Origin of the sequence: Streptomyces curacoi, assembly GCF_001513975.1 — a bacterium.
GTDB classification, from domain to species: domain Bacteria; phylum Actinomycetota; class Actinomycetes; order Streptomycetales; family Streptomycetaceae; genus Streptomyces; species Streptomyces curacoi.
On the sequence record NZ_KQ947989.1, the window covers coordinates 1 to 21,717 of the forward strand.

The following is a 21,717-nucleotide window of genomic DNA, read 5'->3' on the forward strand; positions in this document are numbered from 1 at the left end:
CAGGAGCCACCCCGCCCTCCACCGGCTCCGGAACCTCCGCTTCCACCACACCGACAACGACGCGCTCATCGCGTACAGCAAACGCACGGGCCCGGACACGGTGCTGGTGGTCGCGAACCTTGATCCTCACCACACCCAGGAGGCCACGGTCTCGTTGGACATGCCGCAACTCGGCCTGGACTGGGATGCCTCCCTGTCCGTGCACGACGAACTGACGGGTGAGACCTACCGCTGGGGCAGAACCAACTACGTCCGCCTGGCGCCCGGCAGGGCGCCCGCGCACGTGCTCCACGTCCAGGCATCGCCACCCCAGATCGGAGGGTCCTGAGCGTCATGACCGTCAACGAGCCCGTGCCGGACACCTTCGAGGACACTCCCGCCAAGGACCGCGACCCGGACTGGTTCAAACGCGCCGTCTTCTACGAGGTCCTGGTCCGCTCCTTCCAGGACAGCAACGGCGACGGCGTCGGCGACCTCAAAGGCCTGACCGCCAAACTCGACTACCTGCAATGGCTCGGCGTCGACTGCCTGTGGCTGCCGCCCTTCTTCAAATCACCCCTGCGCGACGGCGGCTACGACGTCTCCGACTACACCTCCGTCCTGCCCGAGTTCGGCGACCTCGCCGACTTCGTGGAATTCGTCGACGCCGCCCACCAGCGCGGTATGCGCGTCATCATCGACTTCGTCATGAACCACACCAGCGACCAGCACCCGTGGTTCCAGGAGTCGAGGAAAAACCCCGACGGCCCCTACGGCGACTACTACATGTGGGCCGACGACGACAAGGCATACGCCGACGCCCGCATCATCTTCGTCGACACCGAAGCCTCCAACTGGACCTTCGATCCCGTCCGCAAGCAGTACTTCTTCCACCGCTTCTTCTCCCACCAGCCCGACCTCAACTACGAGAACCCGGCCGTGCAGGAGGAGATCCTGGCCGCCCTCCGTTTCTGGCTGGACCTGGGAATCGACGGCTTCCGGCTCGATGCCGTGCCCTATCTCTATGCGGAAGAAGGCACGAACTGCGAGAACCTGCCCGCCACCCATGAATTTCTGAAACGCGTCCGCCGAGAGATCGACGCGATGTACCCGGACACGGTGCTGCTGGCGGAGGCCAACCAGTGGCCGGAGGACGTGGTCGACTACTTCGGCGACTTCCAGTCCGGCGGCGACGAGTGCCACATGGCCTTCCACTTCCCCGTCATGCCGCGGATCTTCATGGCTGTCCGACGGGAATCGCGCTACCCGGTCTCGGAAATCCTCGCCAAGACCCCGGCCATTCCCTCCGGCTGCCAATGGGGCATCTTCCTGCGCAACCACGACGAGCTGACCCTCGAAATGGTCACCGACGAGGAACGCGACTACATGTGGGCGGAATACGCCAAGGACCCCCGCATGCGCGCCAACATCGGCATCCGCAGGCGGCTCGCCCCGCTGCTGGACAACGACCGTCACTCGATCGAGCTCTTCACCGCCCTGCTGCTCTCCCTCCCGGGCAGCCCGATCCTCTACTACGGCGACGAGATCGGCATGGGCGACAACATCTGGCTCGGCGACCGCGACGCCGTCCGCACCCCCATGCAGTGGACCCCGGACCGCAACGCCGGCTTCTCCACCTGCGACCCGGGACGGCTGTATCTGCCGACCATCATGGACCCGGTCTACGGCTACCAGGTCACCAACGTCGAGGCCTCCATGGCCTCCCCGTCCTCGCTCCTGCACTGGACCCGCCGGATGATCGAGATCCGCAAGCAGAACCCGGCCTTCGGACTCGGCTCCTACACCGAGCTGCACTCCTCCAACCCGGCGGTCCTCGCCTTCCTGCGCGAGTACGAGGACGACCTGGTGCTGTGTGTGAACAACTTCGCGCGCTTCGCGCAGCCCACCGAGCTCGACCTGCGTGAGTTCAGCGGACGTCACCCGGTCGAGCTGTTCGGCGGGGTCCGTTTCCCGGCCATCGGCGAACTGCCGTATCTGCTGACCCTCGGGGGCCACGGCTTCTACTGGTTCCGGCTCACCCGAGTCGCATCCCGCATCGGCCGACGACTTTGAGCGTGAGCTTCGAGCGTGTGCCGAGGAAAGGACGCGTCACCATGCAGAAGACCGCATCTCCCCGACCGAGCCGTACGGTCGACGCCAGCCCGATGGCCTCGCTCGCCGGACTGCTGCGCGAATGGCTGCCACGGCAGCGCTGGTTCGCGGGCAAGGACCGGCCCGTCACGGACCTCGCGCTGCTGTCGATGACGGAGCTGTTCCCGGGCTGTCTGCATCTGCTGGTGCACGCCGGTCACTCGGCGGTCCCCGCGCCGGGTGGCGCTCCGCCCACCGGTGACTGCTACCAGCTGGTGCTCGGCGTGCGGCAGCACCTGTCGCCGCGGCTCGGCCGGGCGCTCATCGGGCGGGCGGAGGAGGGGCCGCTGGCCGGTCTGACGATCTTCGACGCGTTGCAGGACCCCCGGTCGGCCCAACTGCTCCTGGAACGGCTGCGGCACCCCGGGGCGGCGGGCCCGCTGCGCTTCGAGGCGGACCCGTCCGTGCCGGTGCCGGCCGGGCTCGTGCCGCGGCTGCTGGACGCCGAGCAGTCCAACTCCTCGCTGGTGTACGGAGACACGTTCATCCTGAAGCTCTTCCGGCGCATCCAGCCCGGCGTCAACCCCGACCTGGAGCTGTCCGGCGCGCTCGCCGGGCAGGGCTGCCGTCGCGTCCCGGCCCCGGTGGCCTGGTTCCGCACGACGCACCCCTGGGAGGCGACGCTCGGCGTACTGCAGCCGTTCCTGCGGGACGCCTCCGACGGCTGGACGCTGGCGCTGGACGCGCTGGCCTCGGGTGCCGACTTCACGGCGGAGGCCCGTCAGCTGGGGCGGGCGACGGCGGAGGTGCACCTGGCACTGGCATCCGCCTTCCCCTCCCTGTCCCGTGGCGAGAACGGCCGTACGGCGGCGGCGATGACCGAGCGCCTGGAGATCGCCGCGCACTTCGTCCCGGCGCTCCAGCCGTACGTCCCCGGCCTGCGCACCGCCTTCGGCGCGCTCGCCACCTGCGATCCCGGGCCGCCCGCCCAACGCATCCACGGCGACCTGCACCTGGGTCAGGTGCTGCGGGCCGGCCGTGAGTGGTTCGTCATCGACTTCGAGGGCGAGCCGTCCCGCCCGCTCGCCGAGCGGCGCGGTGTCCACTCGCCGGTGCGGGACATCGCCGGCATGCTGCGCTCCTTCGACTACGCCGCCCGGCAGCGCCGCCCGTGGCGTCCGGAGTGGGCGCGCCGCTGCCGGGAGGCCTACTGCGCGGGCTATGCCTCCCTCGCCGGATGGGATCCCCGCAAGAAGCACGGGTTGCTGCGTGCGTACGAGACGGACCGCGCCGTGTACGAGGTCCTGTACGAGGCCCGGCACCGACCCGACTGGTTGCCCGTACCTATGGCGGCGATCGAACGCCTCGCCGTGAGAGGAAGTTGACCCGATGGCCCTGCACGAGACCTCGCCCCCCGAGCCGGCCGGACCCGGCCGGTGCGCCACCGCGCCCGCCCTCGACCCGGCCGACCGTGAGCGCCTGCTGGCGGGCGCCCACCACGATCCGCACGCGCTGCTCGGCGCGCATCCGGTCCCGGGCGGCATCGCCTTCCGGGCGCTGCGCCCGTTCGCGCGTGCGGTGAGCGTCGTGGTCGGCGGCGAGCGCACCCGGCTCGTGTCGGAGGGCGGCGGCCTCTTCTCCGGCGTTCTTCCGCTGGCCGCGATCCCGGCGTACACGCTGCTGGTGGCGTACGCCGAGGACGAGTCCGACGAGCGCGAGGTCCACGATCCCTACCGCTTCCTGCCGGCCCTCGGCGAGCTCGACCTCCATCTCATCCGCGAGGGCCGGCACGAGCAGCTGTGGAAGGCGCTCGGCGCCGAGCCGATGACCCACCAGGGCGTGACCGGCACCCGGTTCACGGTCTGGGCGCCGAACGCCCGGGGCGTGCGGGTGGCCGGGGACTTCTGCCACTGGGACGGCACGGCGTTCCCGATGCGGTCCCTCGGGGCGTCCGGTGTGTGGGAGCTGTTCCTGCCGGGGATCGGCGAGGGCACCCGGTACAAGTTCGAGATCACCTCCCGGTACGGCGGCCGGTTCCTGAAGGCCGACCCGATGGCCCGCCGTGCGGAGGTCCCGCCGGACACGGCGTCGATCGTGCACGCCTCGCACTACGAGTGGGGCGACGAGCAGTGGATGGCGCACCGGGGCGACGTCGCGGTGCACCAGGCCCCCTTCTCGGTCTACGAGGTCCATCTCCCGTCCTGGCGACCCGGACTGACGTACCGTCAACTGGCCGAACAGCTTCCGGCCTACGTGAAGGACCTCGGCTTCACCCATGTCGAGTTCATGCCGGTGGCGCAGCATCCCTTCGCCGGTTCCTGGGGCTATCAGGTCACCGGTTTCTACGCGCCCATGGCCCGCCTCGGCACGCCCGACGACTTCAAGTACCTGGTCGACGCCCTGCACCGGGCCGGCCTCGGCGTGATCATGGACTGGGTGCCGGCCCATTTCCCCAAGGACGACTGGGCGCTGAGCCGGTTCGACGGGGACCCGCTGTACGAACCCGGGGACGCGCGGCGGGCCGAGCACCCGGACTGGGGGACGTACGAGTTCGACTACGGACGTACCGAGGTGCGCAACTTCCTCGTCGCCAACGCCACGTACTGGTGCGAGGAGTTCCACATCGACGGGCTGCGGGTGGACGCCGTCGCCTCGATGCTCTACCTGGACTACTCGCGGGAGTCCGGCCAGTGGGCGCCGAACGCCTACGGTGGGCGCGAGGACCTGGACGCGATGCGGTTCCTGCAGGAGATGAACGCGACCGTGTACCGGCGCAACCCCGGGGTCGTCACGATCGCGGAGGAGTCGACCGCCTGGGGCGGGGTGACCCGGCCGACCGACAGCGGCGGGCTGGGCTTCGGGCTGAAGTGGAACATGGGCTGGATGCACGACTCGCTGGAGTACATCGCCAAGGAGCCGGTGCACCGCAAGTACCACCACAACGAGATGACCTTCTCGATGGTGTACGCCTACAGCGAGAACTACGTCCTGCCGATCTCCCACGACGAGGTGGTGCACGGCAAGCAGGCGCTGGTCTCCAAGATGCCCGGCGACTGGTGGCAGCGACGTGCCAACCACCGCGCCTACCTGGGCTTCATGTGGGCCCACCCCGGCAAGCAGCTGCTGTTCATGGGGCAGGAGTTCGCGCAGGGTGCCGAATGGTCGCAGGCGCACGGGCCCGAGTGGTGGCTGCTGGATCCGGGGTACGCGTCCGCGGGCGACCATCGGGGTGTGCAGGACCTGGTCCGTGACCTCAACACGCTCTACCGGGCGACCCCGGCCCTCTGGGAGCGGGACACCGACCCCGGCGGCTTCCAGTGGTCCCTCGGGGACGCGGCCGACGACAACGTCTTCGCCTTCCTGCGGTACGACGCCGAGGGCGACGCCCTGCTGTGCGTCTCCAACTTCTCCCCCGTCGTCCGCCACGACTACCGCCTCTGGGTGCCGGACCACGTCAACGCCTGGCAGGAGACCCTCAACACCGACGCCGCGCGCTACGGCGGCAGTGACGTCACCAACCCCGATCCGGTCAAGCCGGAGGACGGCCGCGTTCGCCTGACGTTGCCTCCGCTGGCCACGGTGTACCTGTCCCCCTGCCCCTGATGTGCCCGGGCAGGGGCTCAGACGATCAGGACGATGGCGTAGATCAGGAAGAACGCGGCGATCACGACCACGAGGAGGAGGATCAGGGTCAGGGGCGCCTTGGCCCAGCCCGTGGGCGGGTTGTGCGTCTCGCGGGGGCCCGCGCCGGGCATGCTGCTCTCCGCGGGCGGGGTCTCGCCCGGGGGTACGCCGCCGCCGGGTTCCAGGCCGGTGGTGCTGTCCGGCTCCGGATCGGGGTTCGGACGGCGGTCCGGGTCGGCATTCGGATCAGGGTTCGGGTACGTCATGCCTCCCGGGTTCCCCCATGGCGCCGAGATCACCAAACGAGGTCAATTGTCAGTTCCCGGCACCGGGCGCTCGCAGCTGGGTTAGATTCGGGCACCGCCGATAACCGTACTCATCGGTGATGTCACACCCGGTACACATCAGGAGCAGCGCATGCGCGACCTCGGCCTCGCTCCCCGGACCGTCACGCCGCTGAGCGGCGGGCTCGCCGACAGCGTCTTCGAGACGGCGGCCCTCCATCCCACGCTGCCGATGCTCGCGCGCCGCCCCGATCCCTCCGCCGGCACGTGGGAGGAGGTGACCGCCGTGGAACTGCGCGACGAGGTGACCGATCTGGCCAAGGGGCTGATCGCCTCCGGGATCTCTCCGGGTCGGCGCGTGGCCATCATGGCGCGCACGCGCTACGAGTGGACGGTGCTCAGCTACGCGCTGTGGGCGGTGGGCGCGGAAGTGGTCCCCATCTATCCCACGGCCTCGCGCGACCAGGTCGAGTGGATCCTGCGGGACGCCGAATGCGTGGCCGTGGTGGTCGAGGACGAGCAGGCCGTCATGACGGTGGGCTCCGTGTGCGGATCGCTGCCGCAACTGCGCCATGTGTGGCAGCTGGACGCGGGCGGGCTCGGGCAGCTCGTGGAGCGGGGCGAGTTCGTGCCGCTCACCACGGTCGAGTCGCTGCGCCGTATCGTGCTGCCGGACTCCACCGCCGCCGTCATGTACACCTCCGGCACCACCGGCCGTCCCCTGGGCTGCGCGCTGAGCCACCGCAATCTGGCGAGCCCCTGCGACACGCTCCTGGCGGGCTGGGGCCACCTGGTGATCCCGCCCGGCCGGCAGCAGGGATCGCTGCTCGCCTTCCTGCCCTTCTCCCATGTGTACGGTCTCCTGGTCCAGACCCTGTGCGTCCGCGGCGGAATCCTGATGGGGCACGAGCCCGACCTGAGCGAGACGGCGCTGTCGTCGGCCCTGCGCACCTTCCGCCCGACCTATATCTGTGCCGTACCGTCGATCTTCGAGAAGATCTACAAGAACTTCCTGCGTACGGCTCAGCAGGCGGGCCGCGGCGCGCTGTTCCAGCGGGCCGCCGACACGGCGCGGGACTTCGCGGCGGCGCTGGAACGGCAGCGGCAGGGCGGCGGGGCCGGGCCCGGCTTCGATCTGCGGCTGCAGCACGCCCTGTACGAGCGGACGGTGTACCGCAAACTGCGGGCCGCGCTGGGCGGCAGGGTGATGTACGCGACGTCCGGCGGCTCGTCCCTGAACCGTGAACTCTGCCTGTTCTACGAGGGGATCGGCATCTATGTGAACGACGGATACGGCCTCACCGAGACCTGCGGCGCGGTCACGGCGCAGCCGGTGGGCCGGGAGCTGTCGGGGACGGTCGGCCGGGCGCTGCCGGGCGTGGACATCCGGGTGGCCGACGACGGGGAGATCCTGGTGCGGGGGCCGTCGGTGTTCCAGGGCTACGTCAACGACGAGGCCGCGACACGGGCGGCGCTGCGCGGCGGCTGGCTGGCCACCGGGGACCTCGGGCGGCTGGACTCCGACGGCTATCTGACGATCACCGGCCGCAAGAAGGACGTCATCATCACGAGCAGCGGCAAGAGCGTCTCCCCGGCGCTGCTGGAGCAGCGGCTCCGGATGCATCCGCTGGTCCACCAGGCGGTGGTGGTGGGTGACAACCGGCCCTGTGTCGGGGCGCTGATCACGCTGGACCCGGACTTCCTGGCGTACTGGCGCGAGGGTCTCGCGGTGCGCAGCAACGCGCGGGTCCGGGAGGCACGGGAGGAGAACGCGCTGCGGGAGGAGATCGCCCGGGCCGTGGCCGCCGCCAACAGCGCGGTGTCGCGCTCGGAGTCCATTCGCGTCTTCCGCGTGCTGCCCGAGCCGTTCGACATGGCCAGGGGCTTGCTGACGCCGTCGATGAAGCTGCGCCGGGACGCGATCGTGCGGCACTACGCGCCGCAGATCGACGCGATGTACCAGGCTCGCTCGCGCGCGTCCCGGGAGCATGTGTCGGAGGAGTCGGCACTCTGGGACGACGCGGACAACGTCTTCGGCTGAGCGCGCCTACTCGCCCGTGGTGAGGCGTACGACGTTGGAGTGCTCGCCCAGGACGAAGGCGCGGATCCGGAAGGAGGCGCGCTTCTCACCGGGCAGGGTGACCAGTGTGGTGGCGGTGATGTCCGGGCCGGCCACGGCGACGGGTTCGTATCCGGTGCTGTCCGCCGTGCGCATCTCCAGAAGGAATCCGTCCTCGTCGGATGAGCGGTCGGTCCAGGTGAAGCGGATGCCGTCCGGCCGGTCGGCCCGGGCCGGACGGACGGTTGGACCTCGGTAGGACCGCAGCCTGTAGTGGAAGGTGGTGTGCGGCATGAGGTCGGGGTGGCGGTAGTGCGTCACGTGCGGGGCGAGGTACTGCAGGACGGTGTAGGGCCCGCCCGCCTCGGTCGCGAACTCCAGGACATGGCCGGCGACCTCGTTCCCGGCGTCCCGCCAGTGCAGATCGATGTCGGTGGGTGTCGTGAGGACGCCTCGTAGGGGCTGTCCGGTGTCGGCCGAGCAGGCCGGCAGCGCCAGGATCAGCGCTGCCGACGCCGCGATGCGTGCTCTGCCTCGCATACGGCGGCCGCTACTTGCGCCAGAAGCGGATGTTGCTCCACTCCACGGTGGCCGGTCCGCTGCCGCTGTTGGTGCGATAGGCGCCGAACTTGTCGTAGAAGCTGCCACCGGGGCTGGCGTAGGTGTGCTTGAGGGAGCCGTTGATGTAGGTGCGGTGCTCGGCGCCGACCTGGTGGACCGTGTTGACGCGCACGGTCGCTCCGACGGTTCCGGCGTGGGAGAGGGTCGCGCCGCCGTGCACCGCGTACAGCCTGCCGCCGCGCTCGACGGCGAGCATGAAGTAGGGACCGGGGGCGGACTCGTGGAACGTCTGCTTGAGGCTGATCCGGGTGCCGGTGAGGCTGGTGATGCGGAAGTAGCCCTCGAACTGGCGCGTTCCTCCGGTGTAGGTGGCATAGCGCCGTTCAGCCCGTTGGTCGCCGCCGGCGGTGGAGCAGGTGAGCCGGAAGGTCAGTCCGTCGACCTGGCCGCAGCCCCGCTCCTGCACGGTGTGTCCGGGGGACACCGACTGCCAGCCGCCGGGCTCGACTTCGGCGAAGGCGTGCGGGGCGGCGAGCAAGGACGTGGCGCACAGCGCCGTGGTGACGGTGAAGGTGCGCAGGCGCATGAGCATCCGGCCTCCTGTCGGCTGTGGGGGGGTGGACCGCACGCACGCACAAATGGTCACGTACATGAACTGCGGCCCCTGATCTGGGCGAGCGACTCGGACGCTAGGTCCAGACCAATAAACCGTCAAGAGATCGCGCGTACACGTCTTTCACTTCCGAACCGGTGTGCCCACGCGGCCGTTGGGGCAGGGTGGCTCACGACGGGTTCATCTGCCTGCTGCTCCCGGCTGGCGGAACGACCGGTGGCGCGGTGGGATCGATGCGTGCGAAGCAGCGATCCAGGGGCAGGCGAACGACGTCGAGGCAGACCGCCTGGAGCCGCAGAAGGGATGATCACCGTGACACGACCCAGGATCCTGGTGGTTGGCGCAGGCTTCGCCGGAGTCGGCTGCGTTCGCCGGCTGGAACGCAGACTCTCCCCCGACGAGGCCGAGATCACCTTGGTGACGCCGTCCTCCTACCAGCTCTACCTGCCGCTGCTGCCCCAGGTCGCCTCCGGCGTCCTGACGCCTCAGTCGATCGCTCTGTCGCTGCGCCGCAGCCGCAGGTACCGCACCCGGATCATCCCGGGCGGCGCCATCGGTGTGGACCTCGCGGCCAAGGTCTGCGTGGTGCGCACCATCACCGACCGGATCGTGAACGAGCCGTACGACTACATCGTGCTGGCCCCCGGCAGCGTCACCCGCACCTTCGACATCCCCGGACTCGTCGACAACGCGTACGGCATGAAGACGCTCGCGGAGGCCGCCTACCTCCGCGACCACGTCATCTCCCAGCTGGACCTCGCCGACGCGAGCCAGGATCCGGCCGAGCGCGCCGCGCGGCTGCAGTTCGTGGTGGTCGGCGGCGGTTACGCGGGCACGGAGACCGCCGCGTGTCTGCAGCAGCTGACCCACAACGCGGTCAAGCGCTATCCGCGGCTCGACCCGAGCCTCATCAAGTGGCATCTGATCGACATCGCGCCGCGGCTGATGCCCGAGCTCGGCGAGAAACTGGGCCGGGACGCCCAGGAGATCCTGCGCAGGCGCGGCATCGAGATCTCCCTGGGGGTGTCCATCGCGAAGGCGGGTCCCGAGGAGGTCACCTTCACCGACGGGCGGGTGATTCCCACCCGCACGCTGATCTGGACCGCCGGCGTCGTCGCCAGCCCGCTGATCGGCACGCTCGGCGCCGAGACGGTCCGCGGGCGGCTCGCGGTCACCGCCGAGATGAACCTGCCCGGGAACGACGGCGTGTTCGCGCTCGGCGACGCCGCCGCCGTCCCCGACCTGGCCAAGGACGAGGAGGGCGCCATCTGCCCGCCCACGGCCCAGCACGCCATGCGCCAGGCCAAGGTCGTGGCCGACAACGTCATCGCGACCCTGCGCAACCAGCCGCTGCGGCCGTACGAGCACAAGGACCTCGGGCTGGTCGTCGATCTCGGCGGCCGCGACGCCGTCTCCAAGCCGCTCGGCATCGAGCTGAAGGGCCTGCCCGCCCTGGCCGTCGCCCGCGGCTACCACTGGGGGGCGCTGCGCACCAACGTCGCCAAGACGCGCGTCATGACGAACTGGCTGCTCAACGCCGTCGCCGGGGACGACTTCGTGCGCACCGGATTCCAGTCCCGCAGTCCCGCCAAGCTGAAGGACTTCGAGTTCATCCACGCGTATCTGACGCCGGAGCAGCTGCGGGCGCACGTCGCCGGGCAGGACGGGCCCGCGGGGACGGCCGAGTGAGGTGACGGCCTCGGGCGGGCCGGGCCGGGGGCGCGAACGGGGACGGAGCGGGAGAGAGAGTACGACGGCGTGAGGGCAGCGGGACGGCCGGTCCGGGCGCGGCTGCGGGACCGGGTCGCGGCGTCGGACCCCGGGCTGCTGCGGCTGACCGCCGGGCTGCGGACGGCGGGCGCGATCGCCCTCGCGGTCGCCGTGCTCGCGCTGCTGGGGACCGATGTGGCCCACCTGGTGGCGGGGGCCATGGCGGCGATGGTCGCCACCTTCGCCATCCGGGAGAAGCAGCGCGGGCAGCAGGCCGTCACGCTCGCCCTGGGCCTGCCGGTGGCGCTGGCCGCCATGAGCCTGGCGGCGCTGCTGCACCGCCATCTGGTGGCCGGCGACCTGTTCTTCGTCGCGCTCATCTTCTGCGCCGTCTACGGCCGCAGGTTCGGCGACCGCGGCACCGCGCTCGGGCTGATCGGCTTCCAGATCTACTTCGTGTCCCTCTTCGTCGGCGCCACCGTCGCCGACCTGCCCGAGCTGTGCGGTGCGGTCGCCGTGGCCTTCGTCTGCAGCGCGCTGGTGCGTTTCGCCGTCGTGCCCGAGACGCCGACGGGAGTGCTGCGGCGGCTGCGCGCGGCCTTTCGCGCCCGGCTGGCCCAGCTGCTGTCCGCGCAGCTCGACCTGCTGGACGCCGGTCCCGAGGAGGCCGACCGGGCGCTGGAGCGTGTGCGCGAGGGCACCGCGCGCCTGCACGAGACGGCCCTGCTGATCCAGGGCCGGCTGGCGGAGGGGACCACCGACGAGGCGGTGGCCCGGCTCGTCCAGCGGCGCGTCGCGGACGCCGAGATCGCCGCCGAGCGTCTGGGGCTGGCGCTGCTGCGCGCCCGCGGCGCCGAGCGGGCGGACACGCTGGCCCTGCATCTGCCGGGCGCGCCCGTGCCCGCGGGCGGGCGGCTGCCCGTACGGGACGAGGCGACCGTCGCGCTGCGCCGTGATCTCAGGGCGCTGCGCCTGCTCGTCCTGCGTCCCGTCGGCCGGGCGCCCGGGGCCGCGCTGTCCCATGTCCGCAACCGGCTCCTCGGCTATCGCGACGAGGAGAGTCTGCCGGACGCGTCGCCCGCCGTGCAGGACGTCTTCCGGGGCATCGGCGAGGCCGCCCGCGCGGTCCTCGGGCTGCGGATCGCGCTCGACGGGCCGCAGGACGAGTCGGACGACACCCCCGCCACGGCACGCTCGCGCGAGGAGCTGGACGCCGAGGACGCCGTCCTCGACGCCGACGAGGAGGAGCCTCCGGAGGAGCCCACGGGGCTGCGGCGGCCCACCACGCGGGCCGCGGTGCAGGTCGCCGTGGGGTCGTCGCTGGCGATCGTCGGCGGTGAGCTGCTGTCCCGGGACCGCTGGTACTGGGCGGTGCTGACCTGCTGGATCGTGTTCCTCAACACCGCTTCCACGGGCGAGATCCTGGTCAAGGGCTATCGCCGTCTGCTGGGCACCGTGCTCGGCGTCCTGGCCGGCATCGTGCTGGCGGGCGCCGTCGGCCGCCACACCTGGACGGCCTTCGCGCTGGTCCTGCTGTTCGTCTTCGCGATGTTCTACTCGGCGCCGCTCTCCTACACGCTGGTGTCCTTCTTCGTCACCGCGGCGCTGGGGCTGCTCTACACCCTGCTGCACACCTACAGCCTCTCGGTACTCGTGCTGCGCATCGAGGAGACGGCGCTCGGCGCGGCCTGCGGGGTGATCGCGGCCGCGTTCGTGCTGCCGGTGCGGACGGACCGCCGTACGAACGAACTCCTCGCCACCGTCCTGGACCGGCTCGGCGAGGTCACCCGCGGCGCCGTGGACCAGCTCAGCGGCGGGGCGCCCGTCGATCTGCTGGAGCAGGCCCGCGACCTGGACCAGGCGCTGGCCGATCTGCGGGCCGCCACGCAGCCGCTCACCCATCCGGTGACGCCGCTGCGGGCCCGGCGGGAGACCGCCCGCTATGTCGTCGCGCTGCTGGAGACCTGCGCGTACCACGCGCGTGCCCTGGCCGCGACCGCCGAGCTGCTGCCCACACATCCCTCGATCGCGGCGGACCCCCGGCTGCGCCGGGCCGCCGGGCGCATCGCGCACAACATCGAGGCGATCGCCGCCCATGTCACCGACGAGCACGCCACGGCCCGGATCGAGACGGGGCCGAGCATCGCCTCGCTCCTGGGACGGGCCGTCCCGGGCGCGCCGCGCTACGGCCGGGTCACCGACCGGGTCCTGCGGCATCTGCAGCGCCTGGACGAGGGGGTGGCCGGTCTGGCCCGTCCCCTGGAGGTGCCCGTGAAGCCACTGGACAAGTGACGGCACATCGGGGCGATACCGGGGTACGCGGAAGTCATGACCGATGTCGTGGACTCAGACGAACTGCTGCGGCGCATGCAGCGCGCCCGGGCCTGTGCCCGGCAGGAGGAGCGGATATGGCGGGCGCGGAGCGAGAAGCTGAGGTCGGCCGACCCCGAGGGGGCCCGCGACGCCGCCGTACGGACAGTGGCCTACGAAGCCGTGCTCACGGTGCTGGAGGAGATCCTCACCCCGGGCAAGCACTACGAGGAGGCCTGAGGGGCGGTGAAACACGGAGCGGAGTGAAACCGGTCACGTACCCCGCTCTCAGCTACGCACAATCCCCGTAGATGGTTTACCGTTCATCCATACGTGGTCACGGGGTGGACCGGATTCGTCCCCCGTGCACCACCACCTACGGCCCTGGCTGGTCTCCCCCGTCCAGCCAGGGCTTTTTCATACCCTCGGCGACGCGCCGCCCGCAGATCCCCGGCGGAAACCGCCCTCCGCCGAGGTGCTCAGCGCGGCGGCAGCGGCTGAAATGGACGCAGGGAAAGCCCCGGAACCCCAGTCGCCGGCGAGGAGCCCCGTGTCATGACCAAAGCGATCAAACTGCTCACCGCCCTTCCGCCGCCTCAGCGCGAGCGCCTGATGTCGCTGGCCCGGGAGGTCGCCTTCCCCGAGGACGCCCGGATCTTCGAGGCGGGCGGCACGGCCGACCGCTTCTGGGTCATCCGCTCGGGCGCCGTCTCCCTCGACCAGCGCGTGACGTCCCTGCAGCGGGTCACGGTCGCCAGCCTCGGCGCGGGGGACCTGCTCGGCTGGTCCTGGCTGTTCCCGCCGTACCAGTGGGACTTCGGCGCCGAGGCCTTCAGCCCGGTACGCGCCTACGAGTTCGACGCGGCGGCGGTGCGCCGGCTGTGCGAGGAGGAGCCGGCGCTCGGACTGTCGCTCGTGCGGCACGTCGCCGAAATCCTGGCGCACCGGCTGGAGATGACCCGGGGCAGGCTGATGGAGCAGTACGGCCAGAATCGGCGCAGTGTGCTCTGAGGCTCAGACGCGGTAGCGGCGCAGGGCCGGCACCGCGGCGGCCAGGCCCAGCATGAGGACGACGACCAGCAGCCCGCCGCCCACGGTCGCCGTACGCGCGCCGAAGGCCGAACCCGCCGTGCCGTGCAGCACGTCGGCGAGGCGCGGCCCGCCCGCGACCACGACCATGAAGACGCCCTGCATTCTGCCGCGCATCTCGTCGTCGGCGGCGGACTGCAGGATCGCCCCGCGGAAGACCGTCGAGACCATGTCGGCGATCAGGCGCCCGCGATGAGCATGACGCCGAGCGCGATCATGGTCGCGGCGACCAGCCCGTCCAGGACGCGCCAGGCGGCGGGCTTCGCGAGGTGGCGGCTGAGCAGCCGCGCCCCGAAGCCGAGCGCGGTGAACCAGCACACGCTGGCGAGCACGGCGCCGAGGCCGAACGTCCAGCGCAGCGGGCCGCGGTCGGCGGCGACGGTGCCCAGCAGGAACACGGTGTCGAGGTAGACGTGCGGGTTGAGCCAGGTCATCGCGAGACAGGTCAGCACCGCCCGCCGCCGGGACCCCGCCGCCTCGCCGTCCGTCAGCAGGGCGCCGCCCGGCCGGAACACCCGGCGGGCGGCGAGCGCGCCGTAGCAGAGCAGGAACGCCCCGCCGACCCACGCGACCGCCGTCAGCACCCCGGGCCACGCCACGACCACCGCGCCGACGCCGGCCACGCCCAGGGCGATCAGGAGCGCGTCGGACAGGGCGCAGATGCCGACGACGGCGAGGACCGCGTCGCGGCGGATCCCCTGGCGCAGGACGAAGGCGTTCTGGGCGCCGATGGCGACGATGAGCGAGAGGCCGGTGCCGAATCCGGCGGCCGCGGCGGTCAGGGCGTTGGTCATGGCATCGACGCTAAGGAAACGATCACTGCGAGTACAGCTAAAGATTCTTACGTATCCTTAGCGCTCGTGAAGAACTAGGGCTTGTGAAGACAGGGACGGCAGGGATGGCGCGGACCGAGCTGACGGAGCTCCCCCTCGACCAGGTGCGGACGCTGCTCGCGGTGGTGGACGAGGGCACCTTCGACGCGGCAGCCGCCGCGCTGCATGTGACGCCGTCGGCGGTGAGCCAGCGGGTGAAGGCGCTGGAGCAGCGCACGGGGCGGGTGCTGCTGGTGCGGACGAAGCCGGTGCGGCCGACGGAGTCGGGCGAGGTCGTCGTCCGGTTCGCCCGCCAGCTGGCCCGGCTGGAGCGGGATGCGCGGGCCGAGCTCGGCATGAGCGGCGAGGGGGAGGCGACCCGGGTGTCGATCGCCGTCAACGCCGACTCGCTGGCGACCTGGTTCCTGGCGGCCCTCACCCGCGTACCGGAGGAGCCGCGGCTCGCCTTCGAGCTGCGGCGGGAGGACGAGAGCCGTACGGCGACGCTGCTGCGGGAGGGCCTGGTGATGGCCGCGGTGACCTCCTCGCCGGAGCCCGTGGCGGGGTGTTCCGTGCGTCCGCTGGGGCGGATGCGGTATCTCGCCGCGGCGAGCCCGGAGTTCGCGGAGCGGTATGCCGGCGGCTCGCTGCGGGACGCGCTCGTGCGGGCGCCGGTGCTGGTCTTCGACCGGAGCGACGACCTCCAGGACGCGTTCGTGCGCAGGCTGCGGCACGGGCGGACCGGCGCGAGCGCGGTACGGCACCACGTCCCCACCTCGGAGGGCTTTCTGTCGGCCGTGGCCGCCGGACTGGGCTGGGGCTTGATCCCTGAAGTGCAGGCGGAACCGCTCCTCGGGGACGGCCGCCTGGTGCAGCTCGCCCCGCAGCGGCCGGTCGACGTGCCGCTGTACTGGCAGCAGTGGAAGCTGGACTCCCCGGCGCTGGCCGCGGTGACGGAAGCGGTGACCGCCACGGCCGCCGAGGCACTGCGGGTCTGAGCGGATCGGGGCGGCTCGGCAGCGCTCCCAAGGGCGCGGGAACGCGGAGCACTAGGCCGCAAGCTGGGCGGCCACGCTGTCCAGCAGCATCTCCAGCGCGGTCGGATAGGCACTGGTCACCATCCGGGTCGCCAGGAGGGGCGCCGCCTCGGCGATCCGGGGATAGGTGCTGCGGGGCAGCCGCGCGTAGGTCGAGCGCCACATGTCCTCGTCGGCGCGCAGCGACGCGCTCGGCAGCGCCAGCGACGCGGCGTCGAGCGCGGCGAAGGCCAGCGTCTGGTCGATGAAGGCGTGGTAGACGCGCACGGTGTCCGGCAGCGGGAGTCCGGCCGTGCGCAGGATGTCCAGCACGGCCTCGTCGGCGGCGAGTTCGTTGGCCCGGCCGGTGACGCGGCTCGTCGTCAGTACGGCGGCTTGCGGATGGGAGACGTAGGCGCCGTGGATGCGCAACCCGACCTCGCGCAGGTCCGCCCGCCACTCCCCCGTCGGCTCCCAGCCTTCCAGCGCCCGGCCGATGAGGGCGTCGCCGATGGCGAGGGTGAGGTCGTCCATGCCGCGGAAGTACCGGTACAGCGTGCTCGGGTCGGCGTCGAGGGCCAGGCCGAGGCGGCGGGCGGTCAGGCCGGCGCTGCCGTGTTCGCGCAGCATGCGCAGCGCCGTCTCGACGATGAGCCGCTCCGACAGCACGGTGCCGCTCTTGGTGGGACGGCGGCGTCGCCGCTTCTCCTCCGGAACGACCGGTTTCGGCACCCTGCCCTCCCACGCTTATGCCAACGCCATTGACCTTACGGGAACGGGCGGCGTTGTATCTCCGGCGGGGCCCCACCACGTCGTAGACCTTCAGCCGAGGGAGTCTTGTCATGCGTGTACTGCTCGTGGGCGCCGGCGGGGTGGGTACCGCCGTCACCCGGATCGCGGCCCGGCGGCCGTTCTTCGCGGCGATGGTGGTGGCGGACCACGACCTCGGGCGCGCCGAGGCGGCGGTGGCGGCCCTCGGCGGCGACGCCCGGTTCCGGGCCGAGCGCGTCGACGCCGGGGATGAGGCGGCGGTGACCGCGCTGCTGGAGCGGCACGCGTGCGACGTGCTCCTGAACGCCACCGACCCGCGGTTCGTGATGCCGCTGTTCCGGGCCGCGCGCACGGCCGGGGCCACGTATGTCGACATGGCGATGTCGCTGTCGCGGCCGCATCCGGAGCGGCCGTACGAGGAGTGCGGGGTCAAGCTGGGCGACACCCAGTTCGCGCAGGCGGCCGACTGGGAGAAGGCGGGGGCGCTGGCCCTCGTCGGCATGGGCGTGGAGCCGGGTCTGTCGGACGTCTTCGCCCGGCACGCGGCCGACGAACTCTTCGACGAGATCGAGGAGATCGGCGTCCGCGACGGCGCGAACCTCACCGTGGACGGCTACGACTTCGCGCCGTCCTTCAGCATCTGGACCACGATCGAGGAGTGCCTCAATCCGCCGGTGGTCTACGAGGCCGGGCGCGGCTGGTTCACCACCGAGCCCTTCAGCGAGCCCGAGGTGTTCGATTTCCCCGAAGGCATCGGCCCGGTCGAGTGTGTGAACGTGGAGCACGAGGAGGTGCTGCTGGTCCCGCGCTGGGTCGACGCGCGCCGGGTGACGTTCAAGTACGGGCTGGGCGAGGAGTTCGTCCGCACCCTGAAGACGCTGCACCTGCTGGGCCTGGACCGCACCGAGCCGGTGACCGTGCCGAGCCCGGCGGGACCGGTGCGGGTGTCGCCCCGGGACGTGGTCGCCGCGTGTCTGCCGGACCCGGCGACGCTGGGCGAGCGGATGCACGGCAGGACCTGCGCGGGCACCTGGGTGCGGGGCGTCAAGGACGGGAGGCCGCGGGAGTTGTACCTGTACCACGTGGTCGACAACCAGTGGTCCATGGCGGAGTACGGCTGCCAGGCCGTGGTGTGGCAGACCGCGGTGAACCCCGTCATCGCCCTCGAACTCCTCGCCACCGGTGCCTGGTCGGGCGCGGGCGTGCTGGGGCCGGAGGCCTTCCCCGCCCGGCCCTTCCTGGATCTGCTCACCGCGTACGGCTCCCCGTGGGGCATGCGGGAACAGTGACCGAATTCGCCGGGATCCCACGGGGTTTCACTCGCGCATCGACAGGCGACTCGCAAACGAGTAATGCATCCACCGAGGGCACGTACGACGATCGCAGGTGACTTTGATGGACGACTGGCGAGACCACTCGGCCTGCCGCCATGAGGACCCCGACCTCTTCTACCCGATCGGCACCTCCGGCCCGGCCCTGCTGCAGACCGAGCAGGCCAAGGCCGTGTGCCGGCGCTGCCCCGTTCAGGAGCAGTGCCTCGACTGGGCGCTGGACACGGGGCAGTCCATCGGTGTCTGGGGCGGGACGAGCGAGACGGAGCGGCGCGCTCTGCGGCGACGCACGGCCGCCGGGCGCCCCTGGGGCTGACCTTCCCGCCGGCCCGCACGGAGCTTCGGGACCCTGGCCGGGCCCCGGTGCCCGTGCGGCCGGCCCGGGCTTCAGCGGCCGCTGCGGCGCAGCGGCCCCCACGGGTTCTCCTGCCGGGACACCTCCGCCTTCGCCTCGTCGATCACCTGCTGGTCGATCCAGCACATCGGCCGGGCGTCGGTGACCAGCGGCTCGTTGTCGGGTCCGCGGGCGGTCTCCTTGCCCGCGAGCACCCAGGGCAGCACCCCGGGCCCCTTCTCGTGCGGCAGATGGGCGTAGTCGTGCAGGCGGCGGGCCACCCACACGTGGACGGGGCGGTCCTCCCACCACTCCTCGACATCGAGCGGGTTGGCGGACAGTCCCGGCATGGGCACGCCCGTGAGGTCGTCGGTGCTGGAGACGTCGGGGAGATCGGTCTCCGGGCCGCGCGACCAGCGGACGTACAGGCCCTGGTGCCGTTCGACGAGCTCGGTGAGTTCGGCGAGTGTGCGCACCACCGGCAGGTCGTCCGATCGGCTCATGACGTGACCTCCCTGTTCGCCTCGTGCCTCGTGCGTTGCGCGCAGACGGGGTACCCGTACGGCGGGAAGGGAATCGGACCGCCCCGGTCACTCCCGGGCCCCGGGCAGCCGCAGCGTGAAGACGCTGCCGGTGCCGGGCTCGCTGACGGCGCGGGCCGTGCCCCCGTGGGCGGCGACCAGGTGGCGGACGATCGGCAGGCCCAGGCCGCTGCCGCCGGTGCGGCGGCTGCGGGACTTCTCCGCCCGCCAGAACCGGTCGAAGACGTGCGGCAGGTCCTCGGGTGCGATACCGGTGCCCGTGTCGGTGACCTCCAGCAGCACGTCATCGCCGTCGCGGCGCGCGGACAGCGTGACCGTGCCGCCGGCCGGCGTGTGGCGCAGCGCGTTGGAGACCAGGTTGCCGAGTGCCTGCCGCATGCGCACCGGGTCGGCGTCCAGGCAGGGTGTCCCGTCCACCGTCGTGCGCAGGGTCACCCCTGCCGCGTCGGCGGCGACCCGGTGGGCCGCGGCGACCTGGGCGAGGATCTCGTCGCACCGCACCGCCTCCCGGTGCAGGCGCAGGGTGCCGGCGTCGGCGTCCGCGAGGTCGCGCAGGTCGTCGATGACGCGCTGGAGGAGGAGCGCCTCTTCGTGGAGGGCGGCGAGCAGGTCGGGGTCCGGGTCGACGACGCCGTCACGGACGACTTCCAGCCAGCCACGGATGTTGGTGAGCGGGCTGCGCAGCTCATGGGCGATGTCGCTGACCATCGCCTTGCGCTGGGCCTCCAACCGCTCGCGCCGCTCGGTCAGTTCGTTGAAGGCGGCGGCGAGGATGCCGGTCTCGTCGCGGGTGGTGACGGGGACGCGCACATGCAGCTCGGGCGGCTGCTGGGCCGCCGCCGTCAGCGCCCGCAGCGGCCGGACGAGCCGGGTGGCGACCACGGCGGTCACGGCCACGGTGACGGCCAGGACGAGCCCGGCGGCCCCGACGACCTTGGCCTTGTTGGCCGGGGACATGTCGAACCGTACGGCGGTGGTGTCCCCGACGCCCAGAAAGAGTTCGGCCACGGGGGCGACGTAAGGGTCCAGTTGGGCGCGGCGCGCGGCGTCGACACAGCTCTCGGCCTCGCGTACGGACCCGCTGTCGCCCGGTCTGAACTTGCCCATGAGGTACCGGGTGCCGAGGCGCTGCTCGGTCACGTCGACCGCGACGAAGGGTGTCACGCCGGTGCTCAGGCCGTGCCGGTCCAGGCAGGCGCGGGAGCGCTCGGCCAGTTCGGCCAGGGCCTTCTCCTCGGTGGGCGTCGGGGTGTTGAGCAGCCCGTCGGCGCACTCTTCGGGCACCTGGCCCGCGGAGACGGGGCCGTCGTGGTCCGTGACGACGGGGCGGCCGCTCGGAGTCTGGACGACGTCGGCCTCGTAGCCGTTGCGGGCGAAGCACTTCTGCCGGATCAGGGCGAGCTTGTCCAGCCGGGCCCGCTCCTTGTCCGTCACCCGGTACGGGCCCACCACGCGCGGATCGATGCCGCTGCGCTGTGCCCCACGCTCGGTGTAGGTGTCGGTGCGCAGGGGGTCCACCGTGGCGGCGGCGCGCGGCGGCAGGGCGGTGCCGGACGGCGCGGAGTCGGCGATGGTCCTGCGCTCCGGGGTCGTCAGGGCGATACGGCGCCCGGTCCGCTCGGACAGCGCACGGACGGTCTTCTCGACTCCCGTCCAGTCGGAGTGGGTCGCGGCGTAGCCGCTGAGCCGCGCGAGGACGTCCATGTCCTCCGCGAGGACCTGCCCCTGTTCCTCCCGCAGCGCCCGGGTGGTGGTCTCCACGGCCAGCCAGGCCGTCGCCGCCACCGAGCACACGGCGATCAGCACCGTCGCGATCAGCAACCTGACCAGGAGGCGCTTGCGCAGCGGGATGCGCCGGCTCATCCGCGGCCGCCACTGAGCTTGTAGCCGACGCCGAACACGGTCAGCAGCCGCACGGGCCTGCGCGGGTCGGTCTCGATCTTCTTGCGCAGGTTCATGATGTGGACGTCGACGGCCCGTTCGGTGGAGGCCCGGTCGGTGCCCCGGGTGCACTCCAGCAACTGCCGCCGGGAAAAGACCCGTTCGGGTTCGGCGGTCATGGCCAGCAGGATCTCGAACTCGGCCGGCGTGCACTCCACGGGCGCCCCGTCGCACCGCACCTCGTGCCGCACGGGGTCGACGGCGATCCCGGCGGCGCGTACGACGGGGTCCTCGCGCCGGTCGGCGGTGCGTCCGCTGCGCCGCAGCACCGTGCGGATGCGGGCCATCAGCTCGCGCGGGCTGTACGGCTTGGTCATGTAGTCGTCGGCGCCGAGTTCGAGGCCGAGCAGGACGTCGTCCTCCGTCGACCGGGCCGTCAGCATCAGCACGGGGATGTCTGGATCTTCGGGGTTCCGGCGCAGCACCCGGCACACCCCGAGGCCGTCGATCACGGGCAGCATCAGGTCGAGCACGACGAGGTCGGGCCGTTGCCGCCGGACCGCGTCGAGGGCGGCCGGCCCGTCGTGGACGACGGTGGCGGTGTGTCCCTCCGACAGCAGGGAGCGGCGTATGAGTTCGGCCTGCATCTCGTCGTCCTCGGCGACCAGCACATGTGCGCACACGCGGCGGATCCTAAGCGGTCGGGGAAT

General features: G+C 71.8%; 21 protein-coding genes. 12 read left to right on the top strand and 9 right to left on the bottom strand.

What is annotated here, in order from left to right; genetic code table 11:
• The 4 genes from AQI70_RS20235 to glgB form a co-directional block, all read left to right on the top strand.
• A partial coding sequence (locus AQI70_RS20235) for an alpha-glucosidase C-terminal domain-containing protein (RefSeq protein WP_244181751.1) occupies positions 1-328 on the top strand: 328 nt, incomplete at its 5' end.
• 5 nt (positions 329-333) lie between these two features.
• Positions 334-2,052 (top strand): maltose alpha-D-glucosyltransferase, encoded by a 1,719-nt coding sequence (gene treS / locus AQI70_RS20240; RefSeq protein ID WP_062152048.1) that lies wholly within the window; start codon positions 334-336, stop codon positions 2,050-2,052.
• Positions 2,053-2,093: 41 nt separating this feature from the next.
• Positions 2,094-3,455 (top strand): maltokinase N-terminal cap-like domain-containing protein, encoded by a 1,362-nt coding sequence (locus tag AQI70_RS20245; RefSeq protein ID WP_062152050.1) that lies wholly within the window; start codon positions 2,094-2,096, stop codon positions 3,453-3,455.
• A gap of 4 nt (positions 3,456-3,459) precedes the next feature.
• Positions 3,460-5,673: a 1,4-alpha-glucan branching enzyme gene (glgB, locus tag AQI70_RS20250; RefSeq protein WP_062152053.1), complete on the top strand. Its 2,214-nt coding sequence runs from the start codon at positions 3,460-3,462 to the stop codon at positions 5,671-5,673.
• A gap of 17 nt (positions 5,674-5,690) precedes the next feature.
• Here the strand turns inward: glgB and AQI70_RS20255 are convergent, their stop codons facing one another.
• Complete coding sequence (locus AQI70_RS20255; protein WP_062152056.1) at positions 5,691-5,960, bottom strand: DUF6480 family protein; 270 nt, start codon at positions 5,958-5,960, stop codon at positions 5,691-5,693.
• A gap of 151 nt (positions 5,961-6,111) precedes the next feature.
• Here AQI70_RS20255 and AQI70_RS20260 point away from each other — a divergent pair, with 151 nt between their 5' ends.
• The gene (locus AQI70_RS20260; protein WP_062152059.1) at positions 6,112-8,019 is read left to right on the top strand and encodes an AMP-dependent synthetase/ligase; all 1,908 of its coding nucleotides are present in this window, start codon (positions 6,112-6,114) and stop codon (positions 8,017-8,019) included.
• Between the two features lie 6 nt (positions 8,020-8,025).
• Here the strand turns inward: AQI70_RS20260 and AQI70_RS20265 are convergent, their stop codons facing one another.
• Both AQI70_RS20265 and AQI70_RS20270 read right to left on the bottom strand, forming a co-directional pair.
• Positions 8,026-8,577, bottom strand: a complete 552-nt coding sequence (locus tag AQI70_RS20265; protein WP_062152063.1) for a fibronectin type III domain-containing protein — start codon at positions 8,575-8,577, stop codon at positions 8,026-8,028.
• Between the two features lie 10 nt (positions 8,578-8,587).
• Positions 8,588-9,184, bottom strand: a complete 597-nt coding sequence (locus AQI70_RS20270; protein ID WP_244181752.1) for a hypothetical protein — start codon at positions 9,182-9,184, stop codon at positions 8,588-8,590.
• 330 nt (positions 9,185-9,514) lie between these two features.
• Here AQI70_RS20270 and AQI70_RS20275 point away from each other — a divergent pair, with 330 nt between their 5' ends.
• From AQI70_RS20275 to AQI70_RS20290, 4 genes are all read left to right on the top strand, one after another.
• Positions 9,515-10,900: an NAD(P)/FAD-dependent oxidoreductase gene (locus AQI70_RS20275; protein ID WP_062152070.1), complete on the top strand. Its 1,386-nt coding sequence runs from the start codon at positions 9,515-9,517 to the stop codon at positions 10,898-10,900.
• A 69-nt stretch (positions 10,901-10,969) separates the two neighbouring features.
• Entirely contained in the window at positions 10,970-13,213 is a 2,244-nt protein-coding gene (locus tag AQI70_RS20280) for an FUSC family protein (RefSeq protein WP_208607406.1), read from the top strand.
• 36 nt (positions 13,214-13,249) lie between these two features.
• Positions 13,250-13,471 carry a hypothetical protein gene (locus AQI70_RS20285; RefSeq protein WP_062152073.1) on the top strand — a complete coding sequence of 74 codons (222 nt, stop codon included), beginning with the start codon at positions 13,250-13,252 and terminating at the stop codon, positions 13,469-13,471.
• A 315-nt stretch (positions 13,472-13,786) separates the two neighbouring features.
• Positions 13,787-14,242 (top strand): cyclic nucleotide-binding domain-containing protein, encoded by a 456-nt coding sequence (locus AQI70_RS20290; RefSeq protein WP_062152076.1) that lies wholly within the window; start codon positions 13,787-13,789, stop codon positions 14,240-14,242.
• Between the two features lie 3 nt (positions 14,243-14,245).
• Here the strand turns inward: AQI70_RS20290 and AQI70_RS20295 are convergent, their stop codons facing one another.
• Positions 14,246-14,491 carry a hypothetical protein gene (locus AQI70_RS20295; RefSeq protein ID WP_062152078.1) on the bottom strand — a complete coding sequence of 82 codons (246 nt, stop codon included), beginning with the start codon at positions 14,489-14,491 and terminating at the stop codon, positions 14,246-14,248.
• Between the two features lie 8 nt (positions 14,492-14,499).
• The gene (locus tag AQI70_RS20300) at positions 14,500-15,114 is read right to left on the bottom strand and encodes a LysE/ArgO family amino acid transporter (RefSeq protein WP_062152081.1); all 615 of its coding nucleotides are present in this window, start codon (positions 15,112-15,114) and stop codon (positions 14,500-14,502) included.
• Between the two features lie 104 nt (positions 15,115-15,218).
• Between AQI70_RS20300 and AQI70_RS20305 the strand changes: the two genes are divergently transcribed.
• The gene (locus AQI70_RS20305; RefSeq protein ID WP_062152083.1) at positions 15,219-16,130 is read left to right on the top strand and encodes a LysR family transcriptional regulator ArgP; all 912 of its coding nucleotides are present in this window, start codon (positions 15,219-15,221) and stop codon (positions 16,128-16,130) included.
• A gap of 51 nt (positions 16,131-16,181) precedes the next feature.
• On the opposite strand, the gene AQI70_RS20310 is transcribed toward AQI70_RS20305, so the two are convergent.
• A complete protein-coding gene (locus tag AQI70_RS20310) occupies positions 16,182-16,880 on the bottom strand; it encodes a TetR/AcrR family transcriptional regulator (protein ID WP_062152085.1) in 699 nt (232 codons plus the stop codon).
• A gap of 110 nt (positions 16,881-16,990) precedes the next feature.
• Here AQI70_RS20310 and AQI70_RS20315 point away from each other — a divergent pair, with 110 nt between their 5' ends.
• Together AQI70_RS20315 and AQI70_RS20320 are read left to right on the top strand one after the other, a co-directional pair.
• Positions 16,991-18,208 (top strand): saccharopine dehydrogenase family protein, encoded by a 1,218-nt coding sequence (locus tag AQI70_RS20315; protein WP_062152088.1) that lies wholly within the window; start codon positions 16,991-16,993, stop codon positions 18,206-18,208.
• A gap of 106 nt (positions 18,209-18,314) precedes the next feature.
• Complete coding sequence (locus AQI70_RS20320; protein WP_062152091.1) at positions 18,315-18,566, top strand: WhiB family transcriptional regulator; 252 nt, start codon at positions 18,315-18,317, stop codon at positions 18,564-18,566.
• 71 nt (positions 18,567-18,637) lie between these two features.
• Here the strand turns inward: AQI70_RS20320 and AQI70_RS20325 are convergent, their stop codons facing one another.
• The 3 genes from AQI70_RS20325 to AQI70_RS20335 form a co-directional block, all read right to left on the bottom strand.
• The gene (locus tag AQI70_RS20325) at positions 18,638-19,087 is read right to left on the bottom strand and encodes a DUF6098 family protein (RefSeq protein WP_062152094.1); all 450 of its coding nucleotides are present in this window, start codon (positions 19,085-19,087) and stop codon (positions 18,638-18,640) included.
• Between the two features lie 87 nt (positions 19,088-19,174).
• Positions 19,175-20,989 carry a sensor histidine kinase gene (locus tag AQI70_RS20330; protein WP_062152097.1) on the bottom strand — a complete coding sequence of 605 codons (1,815 nt, stop codon included), beginning with the start codon at positions 20,987-20,989 and terminating at the stop codon, positions 19,175-19,177.
• On the bottom strand, positions 20,986-21,690 hold the full coding sequence (locus AQI70_RS20335; protein WP_062152100.1) for a response regulator transcription factor: 705 nt from the start codon (positions 21,688-21,690) through the stop codon (positions 20,986-20,988). The genes AQI70_RS20330 and AQI70_RS20335 overlap by 4 nt, the downstream gene beginning before the upstream one ends.
• Positions 21,691-21,717 lie beyond the last annotated feature (27 nt).

Excerpts from the sequence above, each read along its gene's own strand:
- treS (WP_062152048.1), top strand. The coding sequence starts at position 334 with ATGACCGTCAACGAGCCCGTGCCGGACACCTTCGAGGACACTCCCGCC.
- AQI70_RS20245 (WP_062152050.1), top strand. The coding sequence starts at position 2,094 with ATGCAGAAGACCGCATCTCCCCGACCGAGCCGTACGGTCGACGCCAGC.
- glgB (WP_062152053.1), top strand. The coding sequence starts at position 3,460 with ATGGCCCTGCACGAGACCTCGCCCCCCGAGCCGGCCGGACCCGGCCGG.
- AQI70_RS20255 (WP_062152056.1), bottom strand. The coding sequence starts at position 5,960 with ATGACGTACCCGAACCCTGATCCGAATGCCGACCCGGACCGCCGTCCG.
- AQI70_RS20260 (WP_062152059.1), top strand. The coding sequence starts at position 6,112 with ATGCGCGACCTCGGCCTCGCTCCCCGGACCGTCACGCCGCTGAGCGGC.
- AQI70_RS20265 (WP_062152063.1), bottom strand. The coding sequence starts at position 8,577 with ATGCGAGGCAGAGCACGCATCGCGGCGTCGGCAGCGCTGATCCTGGCG.
- AQI70_RS20270 (WP_244181752.1), bottom strand. The coding sequence starts at position 9,184 with ATGCGCCTGCGCACCTTCACCGTCACCACGGCGCTGTGCGCCACGTCC.
- AQI70_RS20275 (WP_062152070.1), top strand. The coding sequence starts at position 9,515 with ATGATCACCGTGACACGACCCAGGATCCTGGTGGTTGGCGCAGGCTTC.
- AQI70_RS20285 (WP_062152073.1), top strand. The coding sequence starts at position 13,250 with ATGACCGATGTCGTGGACTCAGACGAACTGCTGCGGCGCATGCAGCGC.
- AQI70_RS20290 (WP_062152076.1), top strand. The coding sequence starts at position 13,787 with ATGACCAAAGCGATCAAACTGCTCACCGCCCTTCCGCCGCCTCAGCGC.
- AQI70_RS20295 (WP_062152078.1), bottom strand. The coding sequence starts at position 14,491 with ATGGTCTCGACGGTCTTCCGCGGGGCGATCCTGCAGTCCGCCGCCGAC.
- AQI70_RS20300 (WP_062152081.1), bottom strand. The coding sequence starts at position 15,114 with ATGACCAACGCCCTGACCGCCGCGGCCGCCGGATTCGGCACCGGCCTC.
- AQI70_RS20305 (WP_062152083.1), top strand. The coding sequence starts at position 15,219 with ATGGCGCGGACCGAGCTGACGGAGCTCCCCCTCGACCAGGTGCGGACG.
- AQI70_RS20315 (WP_062152088.1), top strand. The coding sequence starts at position 16,991 with ATGCGTGTACTGCTCGTGGGCGCCGGCGGGGTGGGTACCGCCGTCACC.
- AQI70_RS20320 (WP_062152091.1), top strand. The coding sequence starts at position 18,315 with ATGGACGACTGGCGAGACCACTCGGCCTGCCGCCATGAGGACCCCGAC.
- AQI70_RS20325 (WP_062152094.1), bottom strand. The coding sequence starts at position 19,087 with ATGAGCCGATCGGACGACCTGCCGGTGGTGCGCACACTCGCCGAACTC.
- AQI70_RS20330 (WP_062152097.1), bottom strand. The coding sequence starts at position 20,989 with ATGAGCCGGCGCATCCCGCTGCGCAAGCGCCTCCTGGTCAGGTTGCTG.